The following is a 26,713-nucleotide window of genomic DNA, read 5'->3' on the forward strand; positions in this document are numbered from 1 at the left end:
CATAATGCCCTGAAATAGCGGGATTTCCAGGAGGGCCGTAACCTCTGTTTAACGATACTTTAGTACCATCGTGTAAATATGTTATCATAAAAACATAGGTGGGGTTCGTGTCCAGATTTTCGTTACAGCAGCTTCTTTATCTCATCGCCGTCGCGCCGCTCCTCGCCTTTCTGTGGCTGGGAGGCGAGGCGGTGTCCGAGGCCTATGACAAATACGAGGTGATGCAGCGGCAGATGGTGGTGCAGCGCCTTGCCGAAGCCGGCCGCAAGATCGCGCAGGCTCTGCCGGCCGAAGGTTTTTCGACGGCCGATACCCGCACCCGCCAGCGCGCAGTGACGGACGAGGCGCTGGCGAACCTCAACGCCGCCTTCGAGGACTGGAAGGCCGAAGGCAACCGCGACGGCTCGATCGAGAGCGATGTGGGCATCATCCGCACGAAGCTCGAAGGATTGGCCACGTATCGCGGCCATGTGGACGCAACGGGCGAATCCGATCTCAATGAGGCGCTGGCCGTGCTCCAGCCGGCCTCGGCTGCTGGGCTCGACCTCGTGCGGCGCTCGGCGGCGACCATCGACGACCTTGCGCTTTCCCGGCTGATCGACGGTTATCATGCGCTGCTGCAGGTGGGCGATGCCGGCCAGATCGAGATCGACTACGGCAAGCACTATCTCGGTGGCGGATCGCTTGCGCCCGGCGATGTCGCGTTCCTGCTCTACGCGCGAAACCTGCGTGTCGTCTATAACCAGAAGATCGCCGAATTCCTGCCGCCGGCGCAGGTGGAAAAGCTGACGGCCTTCCGGGGCAGTCCCGACGGCGCCTTCCTCGACAGGACACTCGAAGCCATGTACGCGGCCCCGCCGGCGGCAGCAGACGCTGCGGCGGTGGACCGCTGGATGGCTGCGGCCAATGCGCAGGCCGATCTCTTCAACGCCGTCGTCGACGAGACCTCGGTCCTCCTGGAGCGCTTGACCGGCGAGCGTATCGCCCATCTCGAATGGCGGCTGCAATCCGTGCTGATGCTGTCGGCCGGCATCTTCCTCGGCGCTCTGGCGCTCTGCCTCCTGACCGTGCGCACCGTCTCGAAGATGGTACGGGCGATCTGCCGCCGCATGCTGGCGCTGGCCGAAGGCGAGACCGTCGAGGCCGTGCCCTTCGTCGCCCGGCGCGATCTCATCGGTGAGATGGCGCGCTGCGTCGATGTCTTCCGCGGCGCAGCGATCCGCAATGGCGAATTGGAGGCGGAAGCCGAAGAGAGCCGCCGCAATGCAGATCTGGAGCGCCAGCGCATCGAGCGCGACGCCGCCGCGCAGGCGGAGAGCCGCCTGCAGGCTGCCACCGGTTCGCTCGCCGCCGGTCTGAACCGTCTCGCCGCCGGCGATCTTCTCTGCGAGATCGATGACGCCTTCGCCCCGCAATTCGAGCCGCTGCGCCACGACTTCAACGGCTCGGTGCGCCAGCTCCGCACGGCGCTCGCCACGGTCGGGCAGGCGGTGAAGGTGGTGCACGGCGGCAGCACGGAAATTTCCGCGGCCTCCGACAACCTCGCCCGCCGCACCGAAGCGCAGGCCGCCTCGCTGGAAGAGACCGCCGCGGCGCTGGAGGAGATCAGCGCCAATGTGCACGCCACCTCGCAGCGCACCGGCGAGGTGCGCGACCTCGTCAGCGAGACGCGCGGCAATGCCCGCAGGTTCTCCGGCGTGGCGGAGGACGCGATCCAGGCAATGCATGGCATCGAGGATTCTTCGCGCCAGATCAGCCAGATCATCGCCGTGATCGACGAGATCGCCTTCCAGACCAATCTTCTCGCCCTCAATGCCGGTGTTGAGGCCGCCCGTGCTGGCGAGGCCGGCAAGGGGTTTGCCGTGGTGGCGCAGGAGGTACGCGAACTGGCGCAGCGTTCGGCGCGGGCCGCCAAGGAGATCAAGACACTGATCACCACCTCGCAGGCGCGTGTCGAGGACGGCGTGAAGCTGGTCGGCGCGACGGGCGGCGGTCTCGGCACGATCTTGGATCTCGTCCAGTCGATCCACGACCATATGGACGCCATCGCCATGGCGGCGCACGAGCAGTCCGGCGGGCTGCAGCAGGTCAACGAGGCGGTCAACGTCATGGACCAGGCGACGCAAAGCAATGCGGCGATGGTGGAGGAGATGAACGCGGCCGCCGCCTGCCTTGTGGGCGAGGCGCAGGGTCTTGCTGCCATGCTGGAGCGTTTTCGCACCGAGGCGCCGGGCCAGGGCCAGCGTATGGGCCGCGCGGCGTAGAGACCGCAAACGCCCGGCCACGCCTCAGGCGCGGCTGCGGCGCTGCTCGGCCTTGTAGCGTAGAAGCGCGAGGCCTTCTTCCGTGCCGGGCACAAGCCTGGCGGCGATGTCGGCGAAGATGCGGAACTGCTGCGGGTCGAGCCCCGCGAAGATCGCGTCGTTGACGGGCCGCTGGGTCTCGGCGAGCTCGGCCAGCAGGCCGCGGGCCTTGTCCGTCACGCGGACGATGACGCGTCGGCCATCCTCGGGATGGGCGGACTTGTCGACGAGACCGGCCTTGACGAGCTTGGCAACCTCCAGCGTCACGAAGGCCCCGGACTGGTGCAGGTGATCGCTCACCTGGCTGATGCCGACATCGGCCTCCTTGGAAAGGTGTTCGATGGCGATGAGGATCGAGAAGGCGGGACCGGTGAGGCCGATCACTTCGCCGAGCCGGTTGCGGATTTCCAGCAGCCGGGTGGCGAAGCCGAGCGCGTCGTGGATCATCTGGCGGAAGGGCGCGTCGTCGCCGTCCTCGAGCAGTTCGGGCCTGCTGATCGTCACTGACATCGTCCGTCCTTCAGCTTTGCGACTTACCTAGCTGAGACAGCATATAGAGCGGGCCGCCGGCCCGCTCAACGGAATTGTCATGCTGCGGACTGCGTTTCTCGTGGCTGGAGCGTCACCGCACCACGCTCGATCAGCAATGTCTCGTCGGCCACGGACTTGAGCAGGTTGGGGCTCGATTCGGTGATCAGCAGGGTCAGGTCGCGCATGGTCTCGCGCAGGCGCGACAGCGTGCGGGCATAGTCGAGCGCCAGTGCCGGAGCGAGGCCCTGGAAGGGCTCGTCCAGCATCAGAAGCTTTTCCGCCACCATCAGCGCCCGGCCGAGCGCCACCATCTTGCCCTGTCCGCCGGAAACGCCGTTGCCGGGCCGGGCGCGCATGACGTGCAGTTCCGGCAAGAGCGCATAGACCTTTTCCAGCCGCCGCCGGATCTCGGCCTGCGGCAGCTTCAGCGCCTGGCCGGGCAGGACGATGTTCTCCTCGACCGTGAAGTCCGGGATCAGCCGCCGGTCCTCCGGGGCATAGCCGATGCCGGCCGGGGCGCGGGCGAAGGCGGGCAGCGCCAGCATCTCCTTGCCGTCCAGCAGGACGGAGCCGGATTCGGCCGGCACGAGGCCCATGACGGCGCGCAGCAGTGTGGTCTTGCCCGCGCCGTTGCGGCCGATCAGCACCGTGGTCGCGCCCGGCGTCAACGAGAAGGCGACGTCGCGCAGGATCTTCGCGCCTGCCAGCGATACATTGAGGGAAGAGACGGTCAGCATCAGGCCACTCCGATCACGTTTTCAATGACGCGTTCATCCTTGAACACGGTTTCCGGTTTGCCCTCCGCCATCACGCGCCCGGCCTCCCAGACGACGACGCGGTCGGCATAACGCTCCACCACGTCCATGTCGTGCTCGACGAAGAGGGCGGAGACCTTTGCCTGGCGGAGCGCGCCCATCAGCGTTTCCATCAGGGCGAAGCGTTCCAGCGCGCTGACGCCACTGGTCGGCTCATCGAGCAGCACGAGGCGGGGTTTCAGCGCCAGCGCGATGGCGATGTCCACCAGCTTGCGCCGGCCCTCGGGCAGGGTGGAGGCGAGCGTCGGGGCGCAGTCGGCAAGGTTGAACATGGCAAGCAGCGCCATGGCCTCGTCGCGATACTGCGGCCGGTCGAGCGACCGACCGGCCTGCCACACGCCCTCGCGCGAGGCGATGGCGAGCATCAGGTTGGTCAGCACCGTCTGCTCGAGAAAGAGCTGCGGGATCTGGAAGGCGCGCGCGATGCCCTTGCGGGCGATGGTGCGCGGCGGCAGGCGGGTGATCGGCTTGCCGTCGAGCGTGACCTCGCCTTCGGACGGGCGGATATAGCCGGTGCACAGGTTCAGGAAGGTCGTCTTGCCGGAGCCGTTGGGGCCAATGATGGCGAGAAATTCGCCCTCGTCGATATGGAGGTTTACACCATTGGCCGCTTTGACGGCGCCGAAGGTGATGTGCAGGTTCTTCGCTTCGAGCAGCACGGTCATGCGAGGTCTCCCTTTTTCGCCGGGCGCAGGAGGCCGATCAGGCCCTTGGGCAGGAAGAAGATGACGCCGAGCAGGGCGGCCCCGACGATCATGTTCCAGGCGTCGGTGACGCCGGCGGCGAGCGTATGCACCAGTTCCAGGAACACCGCGCCGACGAAGGGGCCGGCGATGCCGCTGACGCCGCCGAGCACGGCAACGAGCACGAGATGGCCGGAATCCGTCCAGTAGGCCATGTCGGGCAGGACGTGGCCGATGGTCATGGCCGCGAAGGTGCCGCCGATGCCGGCAAGCAGGGCCGAGATGGCATAGGCGACCAGCAGCACGCCGCGCACGGGAATGCCGAGATATTCGAGGCGGATCTCGTTGGTGTGCACGGCCGACAGCGCCTCACCGAGCGGGCTCCTGAAATAGGCGGCGACGGCAAGGCCCGCGAGCACCATGGCGGCGATGGCCGCATAGAAGAGGAAGGTCGCGAACCCCTTTGCGTCGAGCGCCATGCCGAGCACCGTGGGGGTGGAAACGCGCAGACCGTCCGTGCCGCCCGTCACGCCGTAGAACTTCGCCAGCAGCGAGAACAGCACCATGGAGATGGCAAGGTTCAGCATGGCGAAGAAGATGGCGCGGTAGCGCACCACGAAGGCGCCGATGAGCAGGCCTGCGAGAAGCGAGACGACGGCGGAAAGGGCGATCAGCGCGAAGACGTCGGTGATGCCGAGATCGCGCATGGCAAAGGCCGTGGCATAGGCGCCGACGGCGAAGAACATGGCATGGCCGATAGAGATCAATCCGCCACGCAGCAGGATCGCGACGCCGAGTGCGGCAAGGCCCTTGGCGATGGCGAGCGTCAGCACGAATTCCAGCCAGGGAAAGGCAAAGGTGGCCGCGATGAGGGCGAGGATCGCGCCGGCGGCGAGGAGAAGCAGAGGCATGGGTCAGATCTTTCTCGTCGTTGCGGAGCCGAAGAGACCGTAGGGCCGCACGAGCAGTACGAGCAGCATCACGAGATAGGGCGCGACCGCATCGAGTTCCGGGGCGTAGTAGATGGCGAAGACGCGGGCGAGCGCGACGATGACGGCAGCGACCGCCGCGCCTTCGATCTTGCCGAGCCCGCCGATGGCGGCGACCGCGAAGGCGAGCACCATCGTGTCGGCGCCGAGACCAGGCGAGACGCCAGCCTGCGGCACGGTGAGCGCGCCGCCGAGCGCGGCCAGGAAGACGCCGAGGCTGAAGGCGATCATGAAGACGCGGTTGGTGTTGATGCCGAGCGCCTGCGAGACCTCGCGGTCGGCGACGACGGCGGCGATCAGCTTGCCAATGCGGGTATGGCCGATGAAGAGCTTGAGACCGGCGAGCAGCGCGGCGGCAAGGACGATCAGCACGAGCTGGTAGGTGAGATAGACGACCCCGCCGATCTCGATCGAGCCGAGGAGCTGCACGGGCGTGTCCTCGTAGAAGGAATCGACGCCGAAGACGATGCGCTGCAGGTCCTCCAGGATGAGGAACAGGCCGAAGGTGACAAGAATCTGCACCGCTTCCGACTTGCCGTAGGTCCAGCGGATCAGCGTGCGCTCTATCAGCGGGCCGACGATGAGCGCGACGAGCGCGGCGCTGGCAAAGAGCGCGACGAAGGTCAGTACCGCCGGCAGGCCTGCGCCGACGATCCACAGGCCGAGCGAGGCGGCTGCATAGGCGCCGATGGAATAGAAGCTGCCATGCGCCACGTTGAGCACGCGCAGCACGCTGAAGACGAGGGTAAGGCCGACGGCGACCAGGAAGATCAGCGCCGCATTCGCCAGGCCGTCGACGAGAAGGGGGACGAGGGTTCCGAACATGGTTTTCTCCGTTCGCGGGGCAGGACGCCGCGCATGTGCTGCGCGATTTCACGGGCGGCAGGGCAGCGCGTGCACCGTGCCTTCTCCCCGAAGGGAGAAGAGGTGACGCGACGCTTCCTTCCGCCCGCACATGCCCTGCGGAAGGTTACTTGTAGGAGCCGGGCTGCGGCAGCTTGGCGGGCAGGTCCGCGGCGAGCGTGCCGATCCAGGCGAGCGGGTCCTCGCCGGCGGGGGGCATCAGGTCGGCGCCCTTGTAGCGTACCATGTTGCCGATGACCGGGCCGTCATGGCCCTCGGCCGTGGCGGTGATGCCGATGATCTGGTCGACCACGCCGTCATTGTCGGCGCGGGTCTGCATGGTGCCGGTCAGCGTCTTGACCTCGCTGCCTTTCATGGCCGCCGCCACGTCCTCGCGGCTCGGCCACTTGCCGCCATTGGCGGCCATCGCCTTCTCGTAGGCGGCCTTAACGTAGAGGAAGCTGTTGGCCATCTTCATCGCCGGGAAGACCGGCCATTTGCCGTATTTCGCCTTGTAGGCGTCGGCGAATTCCTTCGTCTCGGGATTGGCGGCGGCATCCGGCGACATCCACCAGCCGTCGCCGAGCACGCCGACGATGACGCCTTCGGGAATCTGGACGTTCTGCATGGAGGATTCGCCCAGCGCCAGCACGGCCTGCGAGGAGCGGAAGAGGCCGCGCGGGCTTGCCTGCCGCACGAAGTTTTCGAGATCGCCGCCCCAGAGATTGGAGAAGATGACATCCGGCCGGGCGGCGGTCAGGCGCGAGATTTCCGTCTGGTAGGTGCCGGCGCCGAGCTTGGGGAAGAGTTCGGCGACCACTTCCACATCCGGCTTGAAGGTCTTGATCGCCGTGGTGAAGATCTTTGCCGCGTCATGGCCGAAGGCATAGTCCGGATTGATGATGGCAATGCGCTTCAGGTCCGGCTTCACGGCCACGAGATAGGCGGCATAGGCGACGAATTCCGGCACGGTGTTTCCGTTCGGCCGGAAGAAATAGGGATGGGCGTCCTTGAGATAGAGCTGGTGCGTGTCGCAGTTCCAGCCGACGGTCGGCACCTTCATCTGATCGCTGACCGGGGCGAGCGCCATGCAGTTGCCGGAGGAGAGGGCGGCGATCATCACCTCGTTGGCCGCGTCCCCGGCGAGCTTGCGGTATTCGGCGATCACGCCCTCGGTGCCCTGGCCTTCGTCGACATAGGTCGCCGACAGCGGCACGCCGGCAATGCCGCCCTTTGCGTTGATGCGCTCGATCATCAGTTCGGCGGCGTCGCGCCCCGGCTTGCCATAGGCGGCGGTGCCGCCCGAGGTGAAGCTGAACACGCCGACGCCGAGCGCGGCAGGCTTTTCCTGCGCAAGCGCCGTGCCGGCGGCGAAGATGGCGGCGGCCGCGACGGCCGAGCGAAGAAGTCCACGATGGCTGATCATCTCTATCCCCTTGGTTTGGCCCGGCAATGCGGGCGTCGTTCCCGTCCGGCATGGCGATAGCGCCCTCCGCAGCGGTGCTGTGGAGCCGGTTCCGGCGCCGGTTTTCCTCGTCCTGCGCCCTGTTTTGATGATTGCGTAATCGCATGTGATATGCAAGATAAAACTGCAGTGAAATATCACTGTCGCTCAAATTAATGCGCCGCGCCGCACTGGCGGCCGCCGATACCGGAGGAAAGACCGCCATGACGACACTGCACTTGACGCTGGAAAGCCGCGACGGCCGCACGCCCGTCGCTTTCGATGTCTCCGATTTCGTGATCGCCGGCTGGGCGGGACGCAACAAGGAGGCGATGGAGCATCACATCCGCGAGCTGGAGGCGCTCGGCGTCGCCCGCCCGGCCGCAACTCCCACCTATTACCGCGTCGCCGCCGCGCGCCTGACGACGGCCGGCCTGATCGAGGACGCCGGAACGGCCGGCAGCGGCGAGGTCGAGGCCCTGCTGATCGCCAAGGACGGCAAGCTCTATGTCGGCGTCGGCTCCGACCACACGGATCGCAAGGTCGAGACCTATGGCGTCGCGGTCTCCAAGCAGGTCTGCGACAAGCCGGTCGCGACCACCGTCTGGCCCTTCGAGGAGGTGGCGGATCATTGGGACAGCCTCATCCTGCGCAGCCATGCCGTCATCGACGGTGCGCGCGTGCTCTATCAGGAAGGCCCGATCTCCGGCCTGCTCGCGCCGGAGGCGCTGATTTCCGGTTGGGCGGCGGAGGGCGCGCTGCCGGGCGGCACCGCCATGTTCGGCGGTACGATGCCGGCCATCGGCGGCGTGCGCTCTGGCACGCGCTTCGAGGGGGAGCTGGAAGACCCTGTCCTCGGCCGGAAGATCGCCTTCGGCTATGATGTGAAGACGTTGCCGATTGCGGGATGATCTGCTCAAAGATCAGGCAAGCTGCTTGTGCAGGCCCGGCGAGTCGATACTAATCGATCCGGCCGGGCCGACCGGCGGACAGACATGCGGAAGACGACGATGAGCGCCGATATGCCCCCTGCCGAAACCGAGACTGCGCCGACCGCCCGGCGCAGGCGGGGCGAACCCGTCGTCTCCCTGCGCGACACCGCCTATGAGGCCATCAAGCATCGCATCATCACCTGCGACCTGAAGCCCGGCGAGGTTCTCAGCGAAGGGGTGCTGAGCGGCGAGCTCAATATCGGCCGCACCCCCGTGCATCAGGCCATCGACCGGCTGGCGGCGGATGGGCTGATCGACGTGCTGCCGCGCAAGGGCATCATGGTCAAGCCGATCAGCCTCAACGAGATCTTCGACATTATCGACGTGCGCCTCGTCAACGAGGCGTTCTGCGTACGCAAGGTGGCGGAACTGGCCGAGCCGGCCGACATCGCCCGCCTCGCGGAAAACCTTGATGCGACCTGGGCTGCCGCCAAAGGGCGCGACATCGAGACCATGATGAATCTCGACCGCGCTTTCCACGCGCTGCTCGCAGCAAGCTCGCGCAACTCCCTGCTGCCCGACATCATGGGCAACCTGCACGACCGCTCCACCCGCCTCTGGTTCATCTCGCTGCGCTCCAACGAACATCACGTGCGCGTCTGCGAACAGCACGCCGCCGTCGTGGACGGCATTCGCCGTCAGGATCCCGAGGGCGCGGAAAAGGCGATCCGCGAACACATCGAGGCTTTCCGGGAAAATATCGTACGGCAGTTCTGAGAACAGGCCGCGCGCGACCGTCCGGCAGACGATGCCACCTTTTTCGTCGTGATTTAGGAAAACGATCCGGCGGCCGCCACCTTCGCCCGGCTTGCGGTGAGAAGGTGGTGGCTGCGGATCGCGGACGGATGGTTCGAAATCTTACCGCTTCAGCGCCGCTTCCACGGCCCGGGCGCTTGCGAACAGGTCCGCGTCGCGGCCGCCGCTTGCCGCCAGCATCAGGCCGACCGGGGCGTCGCCCTCGGCATGGGCGGGCAGCGAGATGGCGCAACCGTCGAGCATGTTGATCAGCGTCGGATTGCGCAGGAGCGTCAGGTTGGTCTTCACGAAGAGATCGGTATCGGCCTCGAGCGAGGCGATGGTCGGCGCGGCCATGGGCACGGTCGGCATGGCGATGACATCGTAGGGCGCGATCGCCCGGTTTGTCTCGGCGATATAGGCGCGGCGCAGGTGCAGCATGTCGATATAGTCGGCCGCCGTCTGCTCCTTGGCGCGCAGGATGCGGGCGCGCACCCGCTGGTCGTATTTTTCGCCGTGGGTTTCGAGGAGATCGCGGTGCCAGGACAGTGCCTCGGGGGCAGGGAAGCCACCCTTGGCATTGATGCGGCCGACCATCTCGAATTCTTTCAGCGGGATTTCCGTGACCTGCGCGCCGGCATCGGCGAGACGCTTCAGGGCGGCCTCGAAGGTCTTTGCGACATGCGGCTCGATACCGTCGAAAACCACCGCTTGCGGCACGGCGATCCGCAGGCCCGCAATGGCGCGTTCGCCCGCGCCGGCAAGCGACGCGCCGCTGAGGATTTCATGCAGGCCGGTGCAGCACGCGACGCTGTTCGCCAGCGGGCCAATGGAATCGAGCGTGAAGGAGAGCGGCAGCGCGCCGTCGAGCGGCACGGCGCTGGCGGTCGGCTTGTAGCCGACGATGCCACAAAGCGCGGCCGGGATGCGGCAAGAACCGCCGGTGTCCGAGCCGATGGCGGCGGCGGCCATGCCGTCCGCCACGCTGACGGCGGCGCCTGATGACGACCCGCCGGGAATGCGACGGGCGGCACGGTCATAGGGATTGGCGGGCGTACCGTAATGCGGATTGATACCGACGCCGGAAAAGGCGAATTCGGTCATGTTGTTGCGACCGATGACGATGAAGCCGGCGGCCTTCAGGCGCGCGATGGCCGGCGCGTCGGCCTTGGCCGGGGCGGCGTCGGCGAGCGCGGTAGAGCCGGCGGGTGTCGGCTCGCCCGCCAGGTCGAAGAGGTCCTTGACGGCAATCGGGATGCCGGCGAAGCGCGAAGGGGCAAGCCCTGCCTTGCGCAGGTCGTCGGCGGCCCTGGCGGCAGTGCGCGCCTTTTCCGCATGGACCTTGACGAAGGCGCGTGCGCCTTCGCCGGTTTCGTCGGCAATGCGCGCCAGCGACTGCTCGACGAGATGCGAGGCGGTGACCTTGCCGGTCGCCAGATCGGCCGCAAGTTCGTTCAGTGTTGCGCGCATTGCTTGTCTCCTGCCTATGCCCGAATCAGACGGGATCAAAATAGTGGATTTCGAGCAGCATGCAGCCCTTCTCCGACTTGAAGGGGCCGTGCGGGGCATGCGGCGGGCGGCAGGCATAGGTGTTCGGCGGATAGCTCGTACCACCGTCACCGTTCTCGTCATTGCCGACCGTCAGGTCGCCGGAGACGAGATAGACCTCTTCCCAGTATTCGTGCTCGAAGGGCTTCGTCGTGAAGGTGCCGGCGTCGAACTTCAGAAGGCGCGTGCGGCTGCCGCGGCGGTTCGCCTCGTCGAGCGCGCCGGAGATGATCTTCTGCTTGATGCCCTGCGGATAGCCCGTGGGCACTTCCCAGCCTGTCGTCATGTCGAGCGTGTAGAATTCGTCGTGCTGCTTGTTGACCGGCATCGGGTCCTCCTGTGGTGCGTTTGATGGGCAGACACGCTGAGGGCGTGCAGGCCATTTTGGGGGCGGCGGCGCTTGCGGCTATGGATGGTCGGGTCAAGCCCGACCATGACGGAGGAGAGGTTGGCGAGACGGGTGGCCAGAGGTGTTGGCTTCCGCTCTCTGCCCTCTCCTCCGTCATCCTCGGGCTTGACCCGAGGATCCACTGCATCCGCGAAAACGCACGTCTTCTGACTTAGGCGGCCTTGTCGGCCTTGAGGCTGTCCTCGAGCGAATAGGAGTCGAGAATGCCCTGCAGCAGGCCGTCGGCGGCGGACCAGTCGTAGGTGCGGAAGGCGTGGTTCTTCGTCACGAAGGTCGCGCCGGCATAGAACATCTCGTACTGGTGATGGCGCGAGCCGAATTCGGAGCCGACGGCATCCCAGGCGAGCTTGTAGAATTTCACCCGGTCCCGCGAGGAGGCGGCCGGCGACTGCTGTGTCTTGTCGATGAGGCGCGCCAGCTCCGGATTGCCGAAATCCTCGACCGAGGAGGGCAGCATGATCATGCCGCCGCCGGCAAGCTCGCGCAGCGTGTTGAGGATCTTCGGATAGAGCTGCTGGGTCAGCACCTGCGCGCTGTAGAGCGTGCCGGCATCCGGGATGAAATACGGCCCGACCTGCTTGCCCTTGGCCTCCATCGCCGCGACCAGCGCATCGACCATGCCGGCCTCGGCGGCGAGCTGGCCGAGCATCTCCCGCACCTGCGGGAACTGCGAGATGCCGTTGACGTCGGTGGTGCGCTTGGCGATGCCGACGAGGAAGCGGAGCTTGACCGAAAGGCGGATCATCGCCTGGTAGTTCTGGTAGACATGCGCGGGCGTCGCATGGAACTGCCTGGCGCACATGGCGACATCGCCGTCGACGAAGACGCGATCCCACGGCACCTTCACGTCGTCGAAATAGAGCACGGCGTCGTTCTCGTCGAAGCGGCTCGCCAGCGGGTTGTCGAAGACGGAGGGCGCAGCTGCCTCGTAGGACTTGCGCGACAGGATCTTCAGGCCCTTGGCGTTCATCGGGATGGCGAAGGAGAGGGCGTAGTTCTCTTCGCCCGCCTTCAGCGGCTGGATGCAGGTGACGAAGACCTCGTTGGCGACAACGCCGCCGGTCGCCAGCATCTTGGCGCCGCGCACGGTGATGCCCTCGGCGTCACGGTCCACCACGCCGGCCGTCAGGTACGGATCGGCCTGCTCGGCCGCACCCTTGGAGCGGTCGGCCTGCGGGTTGATGATCACATAGGTGAGGTAGAGGTCGTTGTCGCGGGCGTATTTGTAGTAGTCGGCGAGGTTGCGGGCGAATTTCGGATTGTAGTCCTCGAAGACATTGAGGCCCATATACATGCCGGCGATGCAGGAGGCGACATGGTCGGGCGCGCGGCCGAGGAAGCCGCCGTGCAGGCCCGTCCAGGCTTCCAGGCCGGCGCGGCGCTTGACGAGGTCCTGATAGCTGCCCGGCAATTCCCAGATGCGGTTGGCGCGCCCGCCATCCGGCGTCGCGAAGGTCATCAGGTCGGCATTTTCCGGGGCCTTCGCGAAGTCGAACATCGTCTCGACCGAACGGGCGACGTTGCGGAAGGCGTAATGGTTCGTCACGTCGTCGACACGCGCGCCGTTGATGAAGATCTCGCGGCCGTCGCGCAGGCTGGCAAGATGCTCCTTGCCGGATTTGGTCTCGGACTTGCTCATGGGTCTATCCTCCAGAGGGTTTCAGTAATGCAGGGGCAGGGGCCAGGCATCGACGTCGATGCGCGGGCCGGCGACGCTGTGATAGCGGCCGCGGAAGAACAGCAGCGGTTCGGCCGCCGTGTCGGACGTGCGGAAATTCACCACGCGGCCGAGGAAGATCAGGTGGTCGCCGCCGTCGTGGCAGGCATAGGGCTCGCACTCGAACTGGGCGATGGCATTGGTGAGGCGCGGCGCGCCCCTGTGGCCCTCGGTGTGGTGCACGCCCGCCCACTTGTCGCTCGCCGCGCGGGCGAACTGATTGGAAAGATGCTCCTGCGTGCGGGCGAGAATGTTGACCACATAGGCATCCGCCTCGCGCAGCGCCTGCAGGCTGAGGGCCTTGAGGCCGACCGAAAACAGCACCAGCGGCGGATCGAGCGAGACCGTGTTGAACGAGGTCATCGTCATGCCGATCTTCTCGCCCGCGCCGGTCTTCGCCGTGACGATGGTCACGCCCGTCGCATATTCGGCAAGCGCATTGCGGAACTGCCGCTCGTCCATCGCCCGTCCTCCCTAGCGATATTTTGCAATATAGCTAAGTTATAAAGCTATTTTTGGACACTGTCAACGCAGTGATATTTCACTGCGAAAAACATGCGCCATGGCGCCTTCCGCTGGCATTGCCGTGTCTTGGAGAGGGTGTCGCGGCCGGTCGGCTCCGCAAGGGCGCGCTCTGTTTCGACATGCCGGGTGCAACGGTCCTGCCGCGGCGCGCCGTCCGGCGGGCCACGGAGATATCGAGCAGCGAGATGAGGAGGGGATACGGCTTCTGCCGCTATTCTAATCCAGAGCAGGTCAGGTTCAGATTCAACCAGACATGCTCCAAATTCTTTTGTTTTCGTCTGTCTATTCGGGAAACCCGGTTCCCACTTTTCCCTGACAAACTCTAGTCCCGTCGTTTTCCCGGACAGGAAACGCGCGCGGTCAGGGCGCGGTGAAGGTGCCCGTGTCGAGGAAGGTCTCGATGGCGCGGCTCCAGGGGGCGATGTCGATGCCGTTGGCCGTCAGCCAATCCGGGTTGAAGTAGCTGCCGGCATAGCGGTCGCCGCTGTCGCAGATCAGCGTGACGAGCGAGCCTTCGCGGCCTTCCCTGATCAACGCGTCGGCAATGGTGAGGAGGCCGAAGAAATTGGTGCCCGTGGACGCGCCGACACGTCGGAAGAGCCGGTCGGAGAGCACATGCGCGGCGGCGATGGAGGCGGCGTCCGGCACCTTGATCATATGGTCGATGACCGTCGGGATGAAGGACGGCTCGACGCGCGGCCGGCCGACGCCCTCGATGCGCGAGGAGGCGGTGCAGGTCGTCTCGGCATCGCCGTTCTTCCAGGCGTCGTAGAAGACGGAGTTCTCGACATCCGTCACGCACAGGCGCGTGGCGAGGTTGCGGTAGCGGATGTAGCGGCCGATGGTGGCCGAGGTGCCGCCTGTGCCTGCGCCCATGATCACCCAGCTCGGCACGGGATGGGCCTCGCGCTCCATCTGGCCGAAGATGCTTTCGGCGATGTTGTTGTTGCCGCGCCAGTCGGTCGCGCGCTCGGCATTGGTGAACTGGTCGAGATAGTGACCGCCCGTTTCCGCCGCGATACGGGCGGCGGTCTCGTAGACCTCGCCGGGCTTGTCGACGAAGGCGCAGCGTCCGCCGAAGCGCTCGATCACGTCGATCTTCGTGCGGCTGGTGCTGCGCGTCATGACGGCGATGAAGGGCAGGCCGAGCAGATTGGCGAAATAGGCTTCCGACACCGCCGTCGAGCCCGAAGAGGCCTCGACCAGTGTCGTGCCCTTGGAAATGCGGCCGTTGCAGATGCCGTAGAGGAACAGCGAACGGGCGAGGCGGTGCTTCAGACTGCCGGTCGGGTGGGTGCTCTCGTCCTTCAGGTAGATGGAGATGCCCTTCAGCCCCTTGAAGACCGGATTGACCAGATGGGTGTCGGCCGAGCGGCGCGCGTCCCCTTCCAGGATGCCGATGGCGTTCTGCGCCCAGGCCCTGTCCGCGCAATCGGGCGAGGGTACGGTTTCCAGGTGAAAGAGGGTGCTGTCCATGCGGGTCGGTCCTTTTGCAATGCGCCAGCCGTGTCTTCGGCGTCTGCACGCCGTTTTGCAAGGCCGATTCTTGCAAAAGCCCCCGGCCTGCGCCAGGGCAGGCGGCCGAAATCCCGTCAATTTCCCCCTTGGCTTCCTTGCGACGCTTTGTCCGCATCGGACGGGTGACAGGCGAGCATGCAGGCAATATACCATCAATATTCGCGTGGCCTGGAACCTGTGACATGAAGAACTGGCATCCCGACCTCAGCCGGAGCGGCAATCCCCTCTATATCGCGCTGGCCGACCTCATCGAGATGGACCTGCGCAGCGGGACGCTTTCGGCAGGCGACAAGCTGCCGACGCATCGCGATCTCGCAAGGCGCCTTGCCATCGACGTCACCACCGTCGCCCGCGGCTATCTGGAGGCGCAGAAGCGCGGGCTCGTGCAGTCCCATGTCGGCCGCGGCACCTTCGTGACGGGGCGCGGAGAGGGCGCGAGACCGGACGTCGCGCCCGATGCAAGGCGCGCTGCCCTCATCGATCCGTCCATGAATATGCCGCCGGAGCCGGACGATCCGGTGCTTGTCGCCCGCATGCGCGAAGGGCTTTCGGCGCTTGCGGCCGATCTCGTGCCGCTGCTCCGCTATCAGGCCTTCGGTGGTGCGGAGATGGATCGCGAAGCCGCAGTCCTGTGGCTCGCCCGCCGTGGCCTCATGCCACCCGCAGAGCGCATCTTCGTGACGCCGGGCGCCCATCCCGCGCTGCTGGCCATCTTCGCCACGCTGGCGCGGCCGGGCGAAGCGGTGCTGTCGGAAGCGATCACCTATCCCGGCATGCGCTCGATCGCCGCGCAACTGCGCCTGCGGCTCTCCGGCTTGCCGATGGATGACGACGGCATCCTGCCGGACGCGTTCGCAGATGCCTGTGAGCGCGAGGCGCCCAAGGCACTCTATCTCAATCCGACGCTGCACAATCCGCTGACCTTGACCATGCCTGCCGCCCGCCGCGCCGCCCTTGTCGTCGTGGCGCGCAAGTACCGGGTGCCCATCGTCGAGGACGACGCTTACGGTTTCCTTCCGCAGGAAGGCCCCTTGCCGCTCGCGGCGCTGGCGCCGGAACTGACCTGGTATATCGGCGGTCTGTCGAAATGCATCGGCGCGGGCCTCCGGCTCGCCTATGTCGCCGCGCCCGACGACGGCCGCGCCGTCTGGTCTTTCGCCGGGGCAATGCGTACCGGCAATGTCATGGCCTCGCCGCTGACCACGGCGCTGGCAACGCGCTGGATCGGCGACGGCACTGCCGACGCGATCCTCGGTGCGTTGCGCGTGGAGGCCGAGGCGCGGCAGGCGTTGGCCGCCAGCCTGCTGCCGGCCGGCAGCTATCGCGCCGCTCCGCTCGCCTTTAACATCTGGCTGCCACTGCCGCACGGCTGGACGCGCTCGACCTTCAGCGCCCATATGCGCGCCTCCGGGCTCGGTGTCGTTGCCAGCGATGCCTTCGCCGTCGATGGCGCGCCGCCCGAGGCGGTTCGCGTCTGCCTCGGTGGGCCCATCCCGCGGCCGCGCCTTCAGACGGCGCTGGAATTCATGGCCCATGCCCTGGAAGGGCCGCCGGAAATGGCCGGCTCCTTCTTCTGATCCATTCAATCCTGCATCGTTTCTTTTGGGGCGCGGCTTTCCGCGCGCCCCTGCGTCAGTATGTCTGATCGACAAATTGACTGCATGATTGCATCTATATGATCGTATTGAATGACAGGATTGATTGGTTTCCAGAAAGGGCAAGCCATGAACGAGACCTATCCGCCGCTGCCGCCCATGCAAACGGGTATCCGGGGTCGCTGCCCGCGCTGCGGCCAAGGACATCTCTTCAAGGGATTTCTGACCCTCGCGCCGCAATGCGAGGCCTGCGGGCTCGACTATTCCTTCGCCGATCCGGCCGATGGTCCGGCCTTCTTCGTCATCTGTTTCGCCTGCGTGCCGAGCGTGGCGCTCGCCGTCTGGCTGGAGGTCGCCTTCGGCGCCTCGCTGCTGACGCAGCTTCTGGTGACGGGACCGTTCATGCTGCTGACCTGCATCCCGCCTCTGCGTCCGCTCAAGGGCTGGCTGGTGGCGAGCCAGTTCTTCTACAAGGCCGAAGAGGGCAAGCTGGTCCGCCGCGCCGAGTGAGGCGCGGCGCGCCGGAGACGTGACCTCTATTTTTCGAGGCCGAGTTTTGCAATGACGGCTTCCGTCAGCCGCTCGCAGCGTGCGCCGGCAAAGGGGAAGGCATCGATCAGCACCGGGCCGATCCGTTCCTCCAGCCGCGTGCGGATCAGCTTTCGCGCCCGGTGCAGGCGCGTCTTCACCGTCGCGGCCGGCAGATCGAGCAGCGCCGCCGTCTCTTCGACGCTCAGGCCCTCGATGACGCGGGCGACGAAAACGAGACGGAACGTCTCGGGAAGCGCGTCGGTCGCCTCCTCGACGAGGTGGAGAAGCTGTCGCTGCGCCATGACGCGCTCCGGGTCGGCGGTGGAGGTGGAGGAAAGCGGGAAGGGAATGATCTCGGCCTCTGCCACGGGCGGGACGGCGCGCTTCAGCCGCTTGCGGGCGCGCAGCCGCATCAGCGCGGCATTGAGCGCGATGCGCGAAAGCCAGGTCGAGAGCGAGGCCTCGCCCGCAAACGTATCGAGATTCGCGAAGGCCTTCAGATAGGCCTCCTGCAGCGCCTCCTCGGCATCCGCATTGTCGCGCAGCACGGCGCGCACGAGCCGGTAGAGGCGCTGATTGTGCGTCCGGATGATCTGCCTGACGGCATCGGCCTCGCCGGCGGCAGCGCGGCGCACGAGCGCCGCCTCCTCGTCGGAGGGGGAGGGAAGGGACGTCATCTGCGGTTGGGGCATCGGCATGCTCCTTTCGGGATCCATTGGATGCCGATCTTTCCGCAAGGTTCCCGCCGGGCGTCTTTTTGTTTTCCTTGGTCCCGCGTGCAAATCGCCTCGCGCTCTCGCCGGATTTTGCCCGGTTACCGCTTCTGCGGCGCGAAGGGAACGACCTCGACGCGCTGATCGCCCACCGTGCCGTCCGCCTCTACGACCGCCTGCCAGCGGCGGTTGCCGCAGCGTACGGTCAGCCGCCAGCGGCCGGCATCCTCTCCTTCGCCGCGCTCGACGCGCGAGGCGACGAAGCCGCGGCGCATCATGTCGCGGAAGGTCTCGACGGGCCAGCCGAAGCGCGCGGCGAGGAGATCCGCCGGCAACAGGAATTCCCCCGCCTCGTCCCGGTCGAGCGTTATCGCCGCGTTCATTGCAGGGCCTCCCGCGAAATGGGGGCGATCTGCATGGAGTCTTCGCCGCGGTGGAAGGCGATGGCGAGGCGGAAGGAATGGGCGATGCGCAGCGCCCGATCGAGGAAGAGATCGGCAACGGCGGGCGGGCAGAGCCGTTCGACCGTGCCGCGGAAGAGCGTCAGCCATCGACGGAAATGCGCTTCCCCAAGTTCCGGGATCGCAAGATGCGGCGGCAGTGGCCGGCCCTCGTAGCGGTCGGTGCGCAACAGCGTCGCTGACCAGAAATCGCACATCCTGGCAAGGTGCACCGGCCAGTCCTCCGGTGCGATACGACCGTTGAAGACCGGCCCGAGCAGGTCGTCCTTGCGGATCTCGTCGTAGAAACCATGCACGACGGCATGAACCATCGCCTCGTCGAGGACGTCCGGCAGCGGGTTGCCGTCGACGACAATGGTGCGCTGGGGTGCGGAACGGCCTTTCATCGGATTGCCCTGTCGCCGGTGTAAGGGGCGGATGTGAAGGAAAGCGTCGAACGGAGAATCATGTCGTCGTCTCACGCAGCATTCGCATCGATGCCAAGCAGGGGGGCGAGCGCGCCCCGGTTTCGCACGATGTCCGCGAGGGTGTATTTGTCGAGTACGGCAAGGAACGCGCCGAGCGCTTCGTGCAGCATGCCCTTCAACCGGCAAGCCGGCGAGAGCGCGCACGCTCTTCCTCCGCCTCCCGCCTGCATGCATTCGGCCAGCGAGAACTCCTCTTCCGTGGCACGCACGAGGTCGCCGACAGCGATGTCTTCCGGTGCCTTGGCAAGACGGATGCCGCCGGCGCGGCCGCGGGTCGTTTCGATGAGGTCGAGACCGCGCAACGTCTGCGCCACCTTGAGCAGGTGGTTGCGCGAAAGCCCGTAGGCCTCCGCCACATCGTTGACCGTACAGACCCCATCCGGCCGCGTCGCGATGTAGATCAGCATGCGCAAGGCATAGTCCGTATGAAGCGTCATCCGCATGGGCAAGTCCCCGGACCCATGGCGGGCCGACTGGCGTTGCATAAAAGGGTATTTCGCATACCAGTTTTAATGCAAGCGCCCCGACCATGAAAGTGCAATAGCGTCGCAGTCCGAATGCCAGTCGTTCCTAAATTAGGGAATGCTCGCATTTGCATATTTCCGCCATTATTCTGCGATGCTGGGTTGTATGCAATGGTGTTCCGTGGCACTCAGTACCCGGTTTGGGGACCGGGCTGTCATGATGACGGAGCTCGCCCATGCATGCTTAGGGGCGGGAAATGAATCGGCATTCTGGCAGTCGGTCGCGCGTGATGCGCGGCTATGGCATTCAATGGGCGCTCCTGCTTCAGCTTTTGCTGGCCGTCTGTGCCGCCGCCTTGATGCCGTCTTCGGCCGCCGGAGCCCTCTCGTCGAACGCCAATCTCAGTGGGATCGGTTTTACGCAAGGGGGAATGACGCCGTCCTTTTCGGCGAACACGCTGTCCTACAACGTCGCCCTCGGGAACAGTACGCCGTCGACGGGCATCCAGGCGTATCTGGAAGACCACCCGCTTTCGCAGATGACGATTACCACGGCGGCAGGCACGTCTACGCTCCAGCACGGCGTCATACGGCTCATCCCCCTCGACGTCGGTCCCAATGTCGTGACGATCCATGTGACCGCGGAGGACGGCACCACGAAGGACTACACCGTCACGATCACCCGCGCCGCGCCGCCGCCGAATCTCAATCTTTCCTTCCTTTCGCTTTCCTCCGGCTTCCTGAACCCCGGCTTTTCGTCGAGCACGCTGAGCTACACCGCAACGGTCGGCAATGCCGTCGACAAGATCCAGGTGACGCCGACGGCGGCGGATGCGGCCGCAACGACGATAACCGTGAACGGCGCCACCGTTGCGTCCGGCACGGCTTCCGGCGACATTCCTCTGTCGGTCGGCACAAATGCCATAACGGTGGAGGTCTCCGCGCCGAGCGCGACGCCGCAAACCTATAACGTGACCGTGACGCGGTCGCCGCCGTCTTCGGACAATACGCTAATCGGTATCGGCCTTTCACAGGGATCGCTGGATCAATCCTTCTCTCCCGGCACGCTCAGCTATACCGCCACCGTCGTGAACAGCGTACCAGCTGTCAGAATAACGCCCTATGCGGCGGATACGGCATCCTCCATCACGGTGAATGGCCAGACGGTTGTCTCGCACACGGCGTCCAGCCTGATCGCCCTGACACCCGGCGCCAACACGGTGACCATCGAGGTCTTTGCGCCGGACGGTACGGGGCCGAAGATCTATACGCTGACGGCCAACCGCGCGCTGTCGGCCAATGCCGATCTTGGGGCGCTCATCCCGTCCGTCGGCACGATGACGCCGACCTTCGATGCCGCGACGACGAGCTACGCCTTGTCCGTTCCCAACGCCAATACCGCGGTCAACTTCACCCCGTATGCCGATCCGGCAGCATCGATCACCGTCGATGGTGTCCCGCATACGTCCGGTACCGCCTCTGCCGACGTCTCCCTGCCGACGCCGCTGACGCCCGTGACGATCAATGTCGTGGTGACGGCGCAGGATGGCACGACGACGAAGACCTATCAGGTCGTCGCTACCCGACAAGGTCCGCCACCGCCCTCGGCGGACGCCGACCTAATCGGCATCGGCCTTTCCAACAGTGGGCTGACGCCGAGCTTCTCCGCAGGCCAGCTCAACTACACGTCCTCCGTCGGCAACAGCATACCGTCGATCCGCGTGACGCCCTATGCTTCGGACACGGCCGCGACCATTACGGTGAACGGCGATCCGGTGACGTCGCACGCCCAGTCCAATGCCATCCCGCTCGTGGTGGGTGACAACCCGATTACCATCGTGGTGAAATCGCCGAACAACGCGGTGACGAAGACCTATACGGTCACGCTCAACCGTGCGCCGTCGTCCAATGCCGATCTTGCCGGCCTCGACCTTTCCCGCGGCACGTTGAGCCCGAGCTTTGCCTCCGGCACGACAGGATATTCGGCCTCCGTCACTGGCATTTCCGAGATCACGGTGCGGCCAACGCTTGCCGATCCCACCGCGACGGTGCGGGTGAACGGCACCCTCGTCGCCACCACCACTGCCTCCGATCCGATCTCCCTGGCGGTTGGTGCAAACACCATCTCGGTCGTCGTGACCGCGCAGGACCTGACGACGGTCAAGACCTATACGCTGTCGGTCACGCGCATCCGCTCCTCCGTGGCGGATCTGGCGAACCTTTCGCTTTCGGGCGCTGCCCTCAGCCCGTCCTTCGCCACCGGCACCACCGGCTATACGGCTTCCGTGGCCAATAGCATCTCGACGATCACGGTGACGCCGACCGTCACCGACAGTCTCTCGACAGTGACGGTGAACAACACGACCGTTGCCTCCGGAACCGCTTCCACGCCGATCCCGCTTGTGGTCGGTCCCAACACCATCACGACCGTGGTCACCGCGGAAGACGGCACGACGAAGACCTATACGACGACGGTCACACGCGCCGCTTCGGCCGACGCGACGCTCTCGGCCCTCTCGCTGTCGAGCGGCACGCTTTCTCCGTCCTTCGCCACCGGCACGAAGACATATACGGCGTCTGTCGCCGATGCCGTGGCATCGGTCACAGTGACGCCGACAGCTGCCACCCTCGGTGCGACAATCACGGTCAATACGGTTGGTGTCGTTTCCGGCGGGACGTCCACGGCCATCCCCCTTGCCGTCGGCGCCAATGTCATCACCACGGTGGTGACGGCGCCGGATGGCGTGACGACCGACACCTATACCATCACCGTGACGCGCGCCGCGCCTGCATCCACGGATGCAAGCCTTTCCGGTCTCGTCCTGTCGAGCGGGACGCTTGCGCCGTCCTTTGTTTCCGGCACGACCGCCTACACGGCGAGCGTCGGAAATGCTGTCAGCACTCTGACGCTGACACCGACCGTTTCCGCCCTCGGTGCAAGCGTCGCGGTCAATGGCAATCCTGTCACGTCGGGCACGGCCTCCACGCCGATCTCTCTTGTCGTCGGTGCCAATGTCATCACCATGGTGGTGACAGCGCCGGATGGCGTGACGCAGCAGACCTACACCGTCACCGTCCAGCGCTCCGCTGCCACGATCGTCACCCTGACACCGTCGGCAGGCGCGCTCCCGGCCGCAACGAAGGGCACCGTCTATAACCAGCCGCTCACCGCGGCCGGCGGCACTGCGCCCTACAGCTATGCCGTCACGGCCGGTGCGTTGCCGGCGGGCATCGTACTCGACCCGTCTACAGGCGCCCTTGGCGGCACACCGGGTGCAAGCGGCGATTTTTCCTTCACCGTTACGGCAACGGACGCGGCCAGCGTAACTGGCTCTGCCGCCTATACGCTCAAGGTCAAGATCGCCGACGCGTCCTTCGCCTTCTCGCCTGCGGGCGGCGCGCTCAAGGATGCGATGGCCGGCGAGGACTACAGCCAGCCGATCTCCGCCACGGGCGGCAGCGGCGCGCTGATCTACAGCCTCGCTTCCGGCACCTTGCCCAAGGGGCTGGTGCTGAACGTCTCGACGGGCGAACTCACCGGTCCGCTCGCCGCCGATGCAACGGCCGGCGACCATGCCTTCTCCATTCAGGTGACGGACGGCAACGGTTCCACCGGAAACGCCGCCTTCACCCTGACGGTGAAAGCGCAGGCCGTCACCGCGTCCGATATCGTCGTGGAGGTTCCCGCCGGGTCGACGCCGAACAACGTCTACCTCAATCGCGGGGCGACCGGCGGGCCGTTCACCGGCGCGGATCTTGCCTTCGTCGAACCGGCCAATGCCGGCACGGCGACGATCATCCGCGGCGAACTCGCCCAGGCCGGCCCTGCCGCGACCCCGGCCGGCTGGTATCTGAAATTCGCGCCGGACCCGGCCTATTCCGGCACGGTGCGTGTGGGCTATCGCCTTGTCGGCGCGCTCGGCACGTCCAATACCGGCGTCGTAACCTACAAGCTGATCCACGATGCGGCCGAGGTTGCGTCGGACATCGACGCGCTCGTCCATGGTTTTGTCGAAGCGCGGCAGAACATGATCTCTTCGTCCATCAAGGTGCCCGGGCTTCTGGAGCGGCGGCAGATGATGGAGGCAACGGACCCGGTCACGGCACGCATGACGCCTTCGGAAGACGGCATGGCGGCCACGTTCTCGACCAGCCTCAACCAGATGGAGGCCGCGCGAAACCACGCCGATGGCGTGAGTGGCGGTGTGCTGTCGCCGTTCAACATCTGGATCGACGGCGTGCTCCTTGCGCACAAGCGCGACCAGAACGACGGCAAGTGGGGCAGCTTCGCGATGATCAATCTCGGGGCGGATTACCTGCTCAACGAGCGGGCGCTGGTCGGCTTCTCGCTCCATTTCGACCGGATGACCGATCCGGCCGATGCCGATGCGGAACTGACGGGCAATGGCTGGCTGGCCGGTCCCTATGCGTCGCTGGAAGTCGGGCGGAACCTCTTCTGGAATGCCAGCCTGCGTTATGGCGGCTCGTCCAACGACATCGATACGGCCTTCTGGGGCGGCACGTTCGACACCACGCGCTGGATGGCCGACACCAGTCTCGAGGGACGGTGGGATATCGACGAGCAAACCGTGCTGACGCCGAAACTGCGCGTGGTCTACTTCTCGGAAACGGTGGACGACTATGCCGTGAAGGATGCTTCCGGCAACACGGTCGCCATCGAAGGGTTCGACGAGGAGCAGTTCCGTGTCAGCCTCGGCGCGGAGATCGCACGCTCCTTCACGCTGGAAAGCGGCGCGAAGGTCACGCCGAAGCTGGGTGTCACCGGCGGGTTTTCGGCGCTCGACGGTTCCGGCGCCTTCGCCTCGCTGACCGCCGGCGTCTCGGTCGAGACGGCAGACTTCTGGATGCTGGATGCAAGCCTGCTCCTCAACGTCGCGGAAGAGGGGGAGACATCCGCGGGCGGGCGCATCCGGGCGGCGAAGCAGTTCTGACACACGCGCTCAAGGCCCTGGATGGACGGTCAGCCGGCGCGGGGGATTCTGCTGTCGGCGTCGCCGATGACGAGGGCGGTCGCGGGGGAAAGGCCGCGTTCCCTGAGGGCGGAAAGCGCGTGCTGGGTGGCCTTGCGGTTGAAGCGGCTGGCGAGCACGGCAAAGCGGGCGGCGGCCATTTCCACGGCCGGGAGCGGCTTCGGCTGATCGACGCGGCCGGCATAGACGAGCACGAGGTCGAAGTCGGTGCCTTCCGCGTCGAGCCAGTCGACGAGAGTTCCGGTGTCGAGACCCCGGCGCGTCGAGACGCGCGGCGAGCGGCGGCCGGCCGGCATCAGCCAGAAGCCCGGCACCCGTGCCGGGTTGATGAAGTCTCCCTCGATCCGCTGCAGCGAAATGGAATCGTGCAGGCCGGGAAGGCCGACGGCGGAGGCCTGACGCGTCAGACCGGCCTCGGGCTCTGCGTCGACCAGGAGCACGCTCGCGTCCTCGCGCGCGATAGCACGCGCCAGCTGGAAGGCGGTGCGGGAGGCATCGGTCTGCGCCTCGGGGGCGTAGAGCACGATGCAATGGTTCGGCTGGCCATCCGCCTCGAGCAGCAATTGCCGGGCGATATCCGCATAGCCGCCCTCGACGGGTGGAGCCTGTCGTGGCCGGGCAAGGCGCGCGGGTCTTTCGAGGCGTTCCTCGTGGTTTTCGGCGGCAGGCTCTGTGTTGTCGCCCTCTTCTTCGATCTGCGCGCGACGGGGTTCTTTCCGGCGGCGGCGGAAGCGGGAGAGGAGGCGGGCCAGCAGACTTTCACGCGCGGGCCGGGCTTCCCGTTCCGGCGTCACGGCAGCCTCTTCCGGCAGCTTGCGGTCGCGTACGAGGGCGATGCCGCAGCCCAGCAACAGGCCCAGCAGGGTCGCGCCGGCGATGATGAGCGAACGCTTCGGGCCTGCCTTGGAAAGCGGCGGCTGGGCGACGGAGATGATCTGCGGGTTTTCGCTGATGGTGCGTTCCTGGCCGGAAAGCTGGCGGGTACGCAGCAGGAAGGATTCGTAGACGGCGCGGTCGCTGGCAAGCTTGCGTTCCATTTCACGCAGCCGCACCATCGACTGGTCCGCCTCGTTGAGGCTTGCCTTCAGCGCCGTGAGGTTCTTGCGCAGGAATTCGCGCTGGCTCTTCAGCTTCTCGCCATTGCGCGCAAGCGAGGTGGTGAAGTCCTTCAACTGCTTGTTCAAGAGCGCCGCCACCGCCTGCGTGCGCGCCCGCGCGCTGACAAGCGAGGGGTGGCGTTCGCCGAAGGACGAACGCAGCACCGATTCCTGCTCCTGCGCGGTATGATAGCGCGTGCGTAGCTCGATGATGGCGGGCGACAGCGCGGAGTCCGGCGTGGAGCGGAGATAGTCGGGGTTGGAGCGGGCAAGCGCCAGTTCGGAGATCAGCGCCTCGTTCTCGGCAATGCTGGCGGAGATCTTGTTGATCTCGGTGTTCGTCTCGGTGATCTGCTGTTCGGCGGGCGTGCGGCCGCCGACGTCGAGGAGATTGTGTTCGGCCTTGTAGACCTGGATGGCACGGTCGCCGTCTTCCACCGTCTTTTCGAGGCTGGCAAGCTGCGCCGAAAGATCGGTCGTGGCCTGCCGCACGACACCGTTGTTCATCTCGGCGCGGGTCTCGATATAGGTGTTCGCGATGGCGTTGGCGATGCGGGCGGCCTTCTCCGGATCGAAGGCGGTGACGGAGAGGTCGATGACGAAGCTCGCCTTGTTGAGCGTCGCCGCGATGCCGGTCTGCAGCGTCGCGAGCGCCTTCTTGGCGCGCTTGTCCGCGTCGGGCTCGTAGGGTTGCGCGGCGCCGAAATCCGGGTCGTCGGCAAGGCCTTCCGATTTCACGACGGCGGAAAGAACCTTCACCGAGGTCAGGATGTATTGCTGGTTCAGGGTGCGCGCCTCGGTGGCGCCGCTCGTGCCGTAGAGTTCGTTCTCCACGACGCGCGAGCCCTCCGGGTCGACGAGGATGCTGGTCGTGGAAACGTAATAGCTCTTGAGAAGCTGGGACAGGAAGACGGACGCGCCGAAGAACAGTGCGGTGATGGCGACGATCATCAGGAAACGATTGCGGAGGACAGAAAAAAGGTGCGCAAAATCAATCTGCGGGACGGTGCCCGTGCCATCGGCGTCCTCGCGCGCGGCGTTCGATTGAGATGAGTCGACCATGCTTTTACCGTTCAGGCGATCCTGTGCGTCGCGACGGGAATCACGACTTTCCGCCCAAATCGTATTTTCGAGTTCTTAAGATACCATTTACCGTACTTCTTCACTCTTTATGCACGGATGCTACTATTCGGCGGCATGTCTGTGATGGTGGCCGTGAGCGGCATTGCCGTCATCATCGGCGTCTGCCTCTGCACCGCCGGCGCTCGCCCTGATACCGAGAACCTTGGCGAGTTTTTGGGCTGCGCTGTCCCATGTGAAGGTTTCGGCGCGGCGTTTGCCG

At 65.8% G+C, this 26,713-nt stretch carries 21 protein-coding genes and 1 pseudogene; 6 read left to right on the forward strand and 16 right to left on the reverse strand.

Annotation, left to right across the window (positions count from 1 at the left end; translation table 11 throughout):
• Positions 1 to 107: 107 nt before the first annotated feature.
• Complete coding sequence (locus V8U06_RS19005) at positions 108 to 2,264, forward strand: methyl-accepting chemotaxis protein (protein ID WP_427142008.1); 2,157 nt, start codon at positions 108 to 110, stop codon at positions 2,262 to 2,264.
• Between the two features lie 24 nt (positions 2,265 to 2,288).
• On the opposite strand, the gene V8U06_RS19010 is transcribed toward V8U06_RS19005, so the two are convergent.
• The 6 genes from V8U06_RS19010 to V8U06_RS19035 form a co-directional block, all read right to left on the reverse strand.
• Positions 2,289 to 2,813, reverse strand: coding sequence for a MarR family winged helix-turn-helix transcriptional regulator (locus tag V8U06_RS19010; protein WP_427142009.1), 525 nt, complete (start codon positions 2,811 to 2,813; stop codon positions 2,289 to 2,291).
• A 77-nt stretch (positions 2,814 to 2,890) separates the two neighbouring features.
• On the reverse strand, positions 2,891 to 3,571 hold the full coding sequence (locus tag V8U06_RS19015; protein ID WP_427142010.1) for an ABC transporter ATP-binding protein: 681 nt from the start codon (positions 3,569 to 3,571) through the stop codon (positions 2,891 to 2,893).
• Entirely contained in the window at positions 3,571 to 4,314 is a 744-nt protein-coding gene (locus tag V8U06_RS19020; RefSeq protein WP_427142011.1) for an ABC transporter ATP-binding protein, read from the reverse strand. The genes V8U06_RS19015 and V8U06_RS19020 overlap by 1 nt, the downstream gene beginning before the upstream one ends.
• Positions 4,311 to 5,243: a branched-chain amino acid ABC transporter permease gene (locus V8U06_RS19025; RefSeq protein WP_427142012.1), complete on the reverse strand. Its 933-nt coding sequence runs from the start codon at positions 5,241 to 5,243 to the stop codon at positions 4,311 to 4,313. The genes V8U06_RS19020 and V8U06_RS19025 overlap by 4 nt, the downstream gene beginning before the upstream one ends.
• Before the next feature lie 3 nt (positions 5,244 to 5,246).
• Entirely contained in the window at positions 5,247 to 6,146 is a 900-nt protein-coding gene (locus tag V8U06_RS19030) for a branched-chain amino acid ABC transporter permease (protein ID WP_427142013.1), read from the reverse strand.
• 145 nt (positions 6,147 to 6,291) lie between these two features.
• Positions 6,292 to 7,590 (reverse strand): ABC transporter substrate-binding protein, encoded by a 1,299-nt coding sequence (locus V8U06_RS19035; protein ID WP_427142014.1) that lies wholly within the window; start codon positions 7,588 to 7,590, stop codon positions 6,292 to 6,294.
• 242 nt (positions 7,591 to 7,832) lie between these two features.
• Here V8U06_RS19035 and V8U06_RS19040 point away from each other — a divergent pair, with 242 nt between their 5' ends.
• Together V8U06_RS19040 and V8U06_RS19045 are read left to right on the forward strand one after the other, a co-directional pair.
• On the forward strand, positions 7,833 to 8,519 hold the full coding sequence (locus V8U06_RS19040; protein ID WP_427142015.1) for a DUF2848 domain-containing protein: 687 nt from the start codon (positions 7,833 to 7,835) through the stop codon (positions 8,517 to 8,519).
• A gap of 99 nt (positions 8,520 to 8,618) precedes the next feature.
• Positions 8,619 to 9,317, forward strand: a complete 699-nt coding sequence (locus V8U06_RS19045) for a GntR family transcriptional regulator (protein ID WP_427142016.1) — start codon at positions 8,619 to 8,621, stop codon at positions 9,315 to 9,317.
• A 141-nt stretch (positions 9,318 to 9,458) separates the two neighbouring features.
• On the opposite strand, the gene V8U06_RS19050 is transcribed toward V8U06_RS19045, so the two are convergent.
• The 5 genes and pseudogenes from V8U06_RS19050 to V8U06_RS19070 form a co-directional block, all read right to left on the reverse strand.
• Complete coding sequence (locus tag V8U06_RS19050; protein ID WP_427142017.1) at positions 9,459 to 10,805, reverse strand: amidase; 1,347 nt, start codon at positions 10,803 to 10,805, stop codon at positions 9,459 to 9,461.
• Positions 10,806 to 10,830: 25 nt separating this feature from the next.
• A pseudogene (locus tag V8U06_RS19055) lies at positions 10,831 to 11,226 on the reverse strand (hypothetical protein); the annotation flags it as partial.
• A 217-nt stretch (positions 11,227 to 11,443) separates the two neighbouring features.
• Positions 11,444 to 12,931, reverse strand: a complete 1,488-nt coding sequence (locus tag V8U06_RS19060) for a 4-hydroxyphenylacetate 3-hydroxylase family protein (protein WP_427142018.1) — start codon at positions 12,929 to 12,931, stop codon at positions 11,444 to 11,446.
• A 21-nt stretch (positions 12,932 to 12,952) separates the two neighbouring features.
• Positions 12,953 to 13,471 (reverse strand): flavin reductase family protein, encoded by a 519-nt coding sequence (locus V8U06_RS19065; protein WP_226921953.1) that lies wholly within the window; start codon positions 13,469 to 13,471, stop codon positions 12,953 to 12,955.
• A 423-nt stretch (positions 13,472 to 13,894) separates the two neighbouring features.
• Positions 13,895 to 15,010 (reverse strand): PLP-dependent cysteine synthase family protein, encoded by a 1,116-nt coding sequence (locus V8U06_RS19070; RefSeq protein WP_226921952.1) that lies wholly within the window; start codon positions 15,008 to 15,010, stop codon positions 13,895 to 13,897.
• A 224-nt stretch (positions 15,011 to 15,234) separates the two neighbouring features.
• On the opposite strand from V8U06_RS19070, the gene V8U06_RS19075 reads away from it, so the two are divergent.
• The gene (locus tag V8U06_RS19075; protein ID WP_427142019.1) at positions 15,235 to 16,629 is read left to right on the forward strand and encodes a PLP-dependent aminotransferase family protein; all 1,395 of its coding nucleotides are present in this window, start codon (positions 15,235 to 15,237) and stop codon (positions 16,627 to 16,629) included.
• 147 nt (positions 16,630 to 16,776) lie between these two features.
• On the forward strand, positions 16,777 to 17,157 hold the full coding sequence (locus V8U06_RS19080) for a DUF983 domain-containing protein (protein WP_226921950.1): 381 nt from the start codon (positions 16,777 to 16,779) through the stop codon (positions 17,155 to 17,157).
• A 26-nt stretch (positions 17,158 to 17,183) separates the two neighbouring features.
• Here V8U06_RS19080 and V8U06_RS19085 read toward each other — a convergent pair whose 3' ends face one another.
• From V8U06_RS19085 to V8U06_RS19100, 4 genes are all read right to left on the reverse strand, one after another.
• The gene (locus tag V8U06_RS19085) at positions 17,184 to 17,870 is read right to left on the reverse strand and encodes an RNA polymerase sigma factor (RefSeq protein ID WP_427142020.1); all 687 of its coding nucleotides are present in this window, start codon (positions 17,868 to 17,870) and stop codon (positions 17,184 to 17,186) included.
• A 122-nt stretch (positions 17,871 to 17,992) separates the two neighbouring features.
• Positions 17,993 to 18,274, reverse strand: coding sequence for a DUF6522 family protein (locus tag V8U06_RS19090; RefSeq protein WP_427142021.1), 282 nt, complete (start codon positions 18,272 to 18,274; stop codon positions 17,993 to 17,995).
• Entirely contained in the window at positions 18,271 to 18,738 is a 468-nt protein-coding gene (locus V8U06_RS19095; RefSeq protein WP_427142022.1) for a group III truncated hemoglobin, read from the reverse strand. Before V8U06_RS19095 ends, V8U06_RS19090 begins: the two co-directional genes overlap by 4 nt.
• 71 nt (positions 18,739 to 18,809) lie before the next feature.
• The gene (locus tag V8U06_RS19100) at positions 18,810 to 19,262 is read right to left on the reverse strand and encodes an Rrf2 family transcriptional regulator (protein WP_427142023.1); all 453 of its coding nucleotides are present in this window, start codon (positions 19,260 to 19,262) and stop codon (positions 18,810 to 18,812) included.
• Between the two features lie 452 nt (positions 19,263 to 19,714).
• On the opposite strand from V8U06_RS19100, the gene V8U06_RS19105 reads away from it, so the two are divergent.
• Positions 19,715 to 24,235: a cadherin-like beta sandwich domain-containing protein gene (locus tag V8U06_RS19105; RefSeq protein ID WP_427142024.1), complete on the forward strand. Its 4,521-nt coding sequence runs from the start codon at positions 19,715 to 19,717 to the stop codon at positions 24,233 to 24,235.
• 29 nt (positions 24,236 to 24,264) lie between these two features.
• On the opposite strand, the gene V8U06_RS19110 is transcribed toward V8U06_RS19105, so the two are convergent.
• On the reverse strand, positions 24,265 to 26,433 hold the full coding sequence (locus V8U06_RS19110; protein WP_427142025.1) for an exopolysaccharide transport family protein: 2,169 nt from the start codon (positions 26,431 to 26,433) through the stop codon (positions 24,265 to 24,267).
• Positions 26,434 to 26,713 lie beyond the last annotated feature (280 nt).

It is taken from the genome of Shinella sp. G-2, assembly GCF_050172695.1.
GTDB lineage: Bacteria > Pseudomonadota > Alphaproteobacteria > Rhizobiales > Rhizobiaceae > Shinella.

Bases quoted from the DNA above. Each gene is read 5' to 3' on its own strand.
- V8U06_RS19010 (WP_427142009.1), bottom strand. From the start codon at position 2,813: ATGTCAGTGACGATCAGCAGGCCCGAACTGCTCGAGGACGGCGACGAC.
- V8U06_RS19015 (WP_427142010.1), bottom strand. From the start codon at position 3,571: ATGCTGACCGTCTCTTCCCTCAATGTATCGCTGGCAGGCGCGAAGATC.
- V8U06_RS19020 (WP_427142011.1), bottom strand. From the start codon at position 4,314: ATGACCGTGCTGCTCGAAGCGAAGAACCTGCACATCACCTTCGGCGCC.
- V8U06_RS19025 (WP_427142012.1), bottom strand. From the start codon at position 5,243: ATGCCTCTGCTTCTCCTCGCCGCCGGCGCGATCCTCGCCCTCATCGCG.
- V8U06_RS19030 (WP_427142013.1), bottom strand. From the start codon at position 6,146: ATGTTCGGAACCCTCGTCCCCCTTCTCGTCGACGGCCTGGCGAATGCG.
- V8U06_RS19035 (WP_427142014.1), bottom strand. From the start codon at position 7,590: ATGATCAGCCATCGTGGACTTCTTCGCTCGGCCGTCGCGGCCGCCGCC.
- V8U06_RS19040 (WP_427142015.1), top strand. From the start codon at position 7,833: ATGACGACACTGCACTTGACGCTGGAAAGCCGCGACGGCCGCACGCCC.
- V8U06_RS19045 (WP_427142016.1), top strand. From the start codon at position 8,619: ATGAGCGCCGATATGCCCCCTGCCGAAACCGAGACTGCGCCGACCGCC.
- V8U06_RS19050 (WP_427142017.1), bottom strand. From the start codon at position 10,805: ATGCGCGCAACACTGAACGAACTTGCGGCCGATCTGGCGACCGGCAAG.
- V8U06_RS19060 (WP_427142018.1), bottom strand. From the start codon at position 12,931: ATGAGCAAGTCCGAGACCAAATCCGGCAAGGAGCATCTTGCCAGCCTG.
- V8U06_RS19065 (WP_226921953.1), bottom strand. From the start codon at position 13,471: ATGGACGAGCGGCAGTTCCGCAATGCGCTTGCCGAATATGCGACGGGC.
- V8U06_RS19070 (WP_226921952.1), bottom strand. From the start codon at position 15,010: ATGGACAGCACCCTCTTTCACCTGGAAACCGTACCCTCGCCCGATTGC.
- V8U06_RS19075 (WP_427142019.1), top strand. From the start codon at position 15,235: ATGAAGAACTGGCATCCCGACCTCAGCCGGAGCGGCAATCCCCTCTAT.
- V8U06_RS19080 (WP_226921950.1), top strand. From the start codon at position 16,777: ATGAACGAGACCTATCCGCCGCTGCCGCCCATGCAAACGGGTATCCGG.
- V8U06_RS19085 (WP_427142020.1), bottom strand. From the start codon at position 17,870: ATGCCCCAACCGCAGATGACGTCCCTTCCCTCCCCCTCCGACGAGGAG.
- V8U06_RS19090 (WP_427142021.1), bottom strand. From the start codon at position 18,274: ATGAACGCGGCGATAACGCTCGACCGGGACGAGGCGGGGGAATTCCTG.
- V8U06_RS19095 (WP_427142022.1), bottom strand. From the start codon at position 18,738: ATGAAAGGCCGTTCCGCACCCCAGCGCACCATTGTCGTCGACGGCAAC.
- V8U06_RS19100 (WP_427142023.1), bottom strand. From the start codon at position 19,262: ATGCGGATGACGCTTCATACGGACTATGCCTTGCGCATGCTGATCTAC.
- V8U06_RS19105 (WP_427142024.1), top strand. From the start codon at position 19,715: ATGACGCCGTCCTTTTCGGCGAACACGCTGTCCTACAACGTCGCCCTC.
- V8U06_RS19110 (WP_427142025.1), bottom strand. From the start codon at position 26,433: ATGGTCGACTCATCTCAATCGAACGCCGCGCGCGAGGACGCCGATGGC.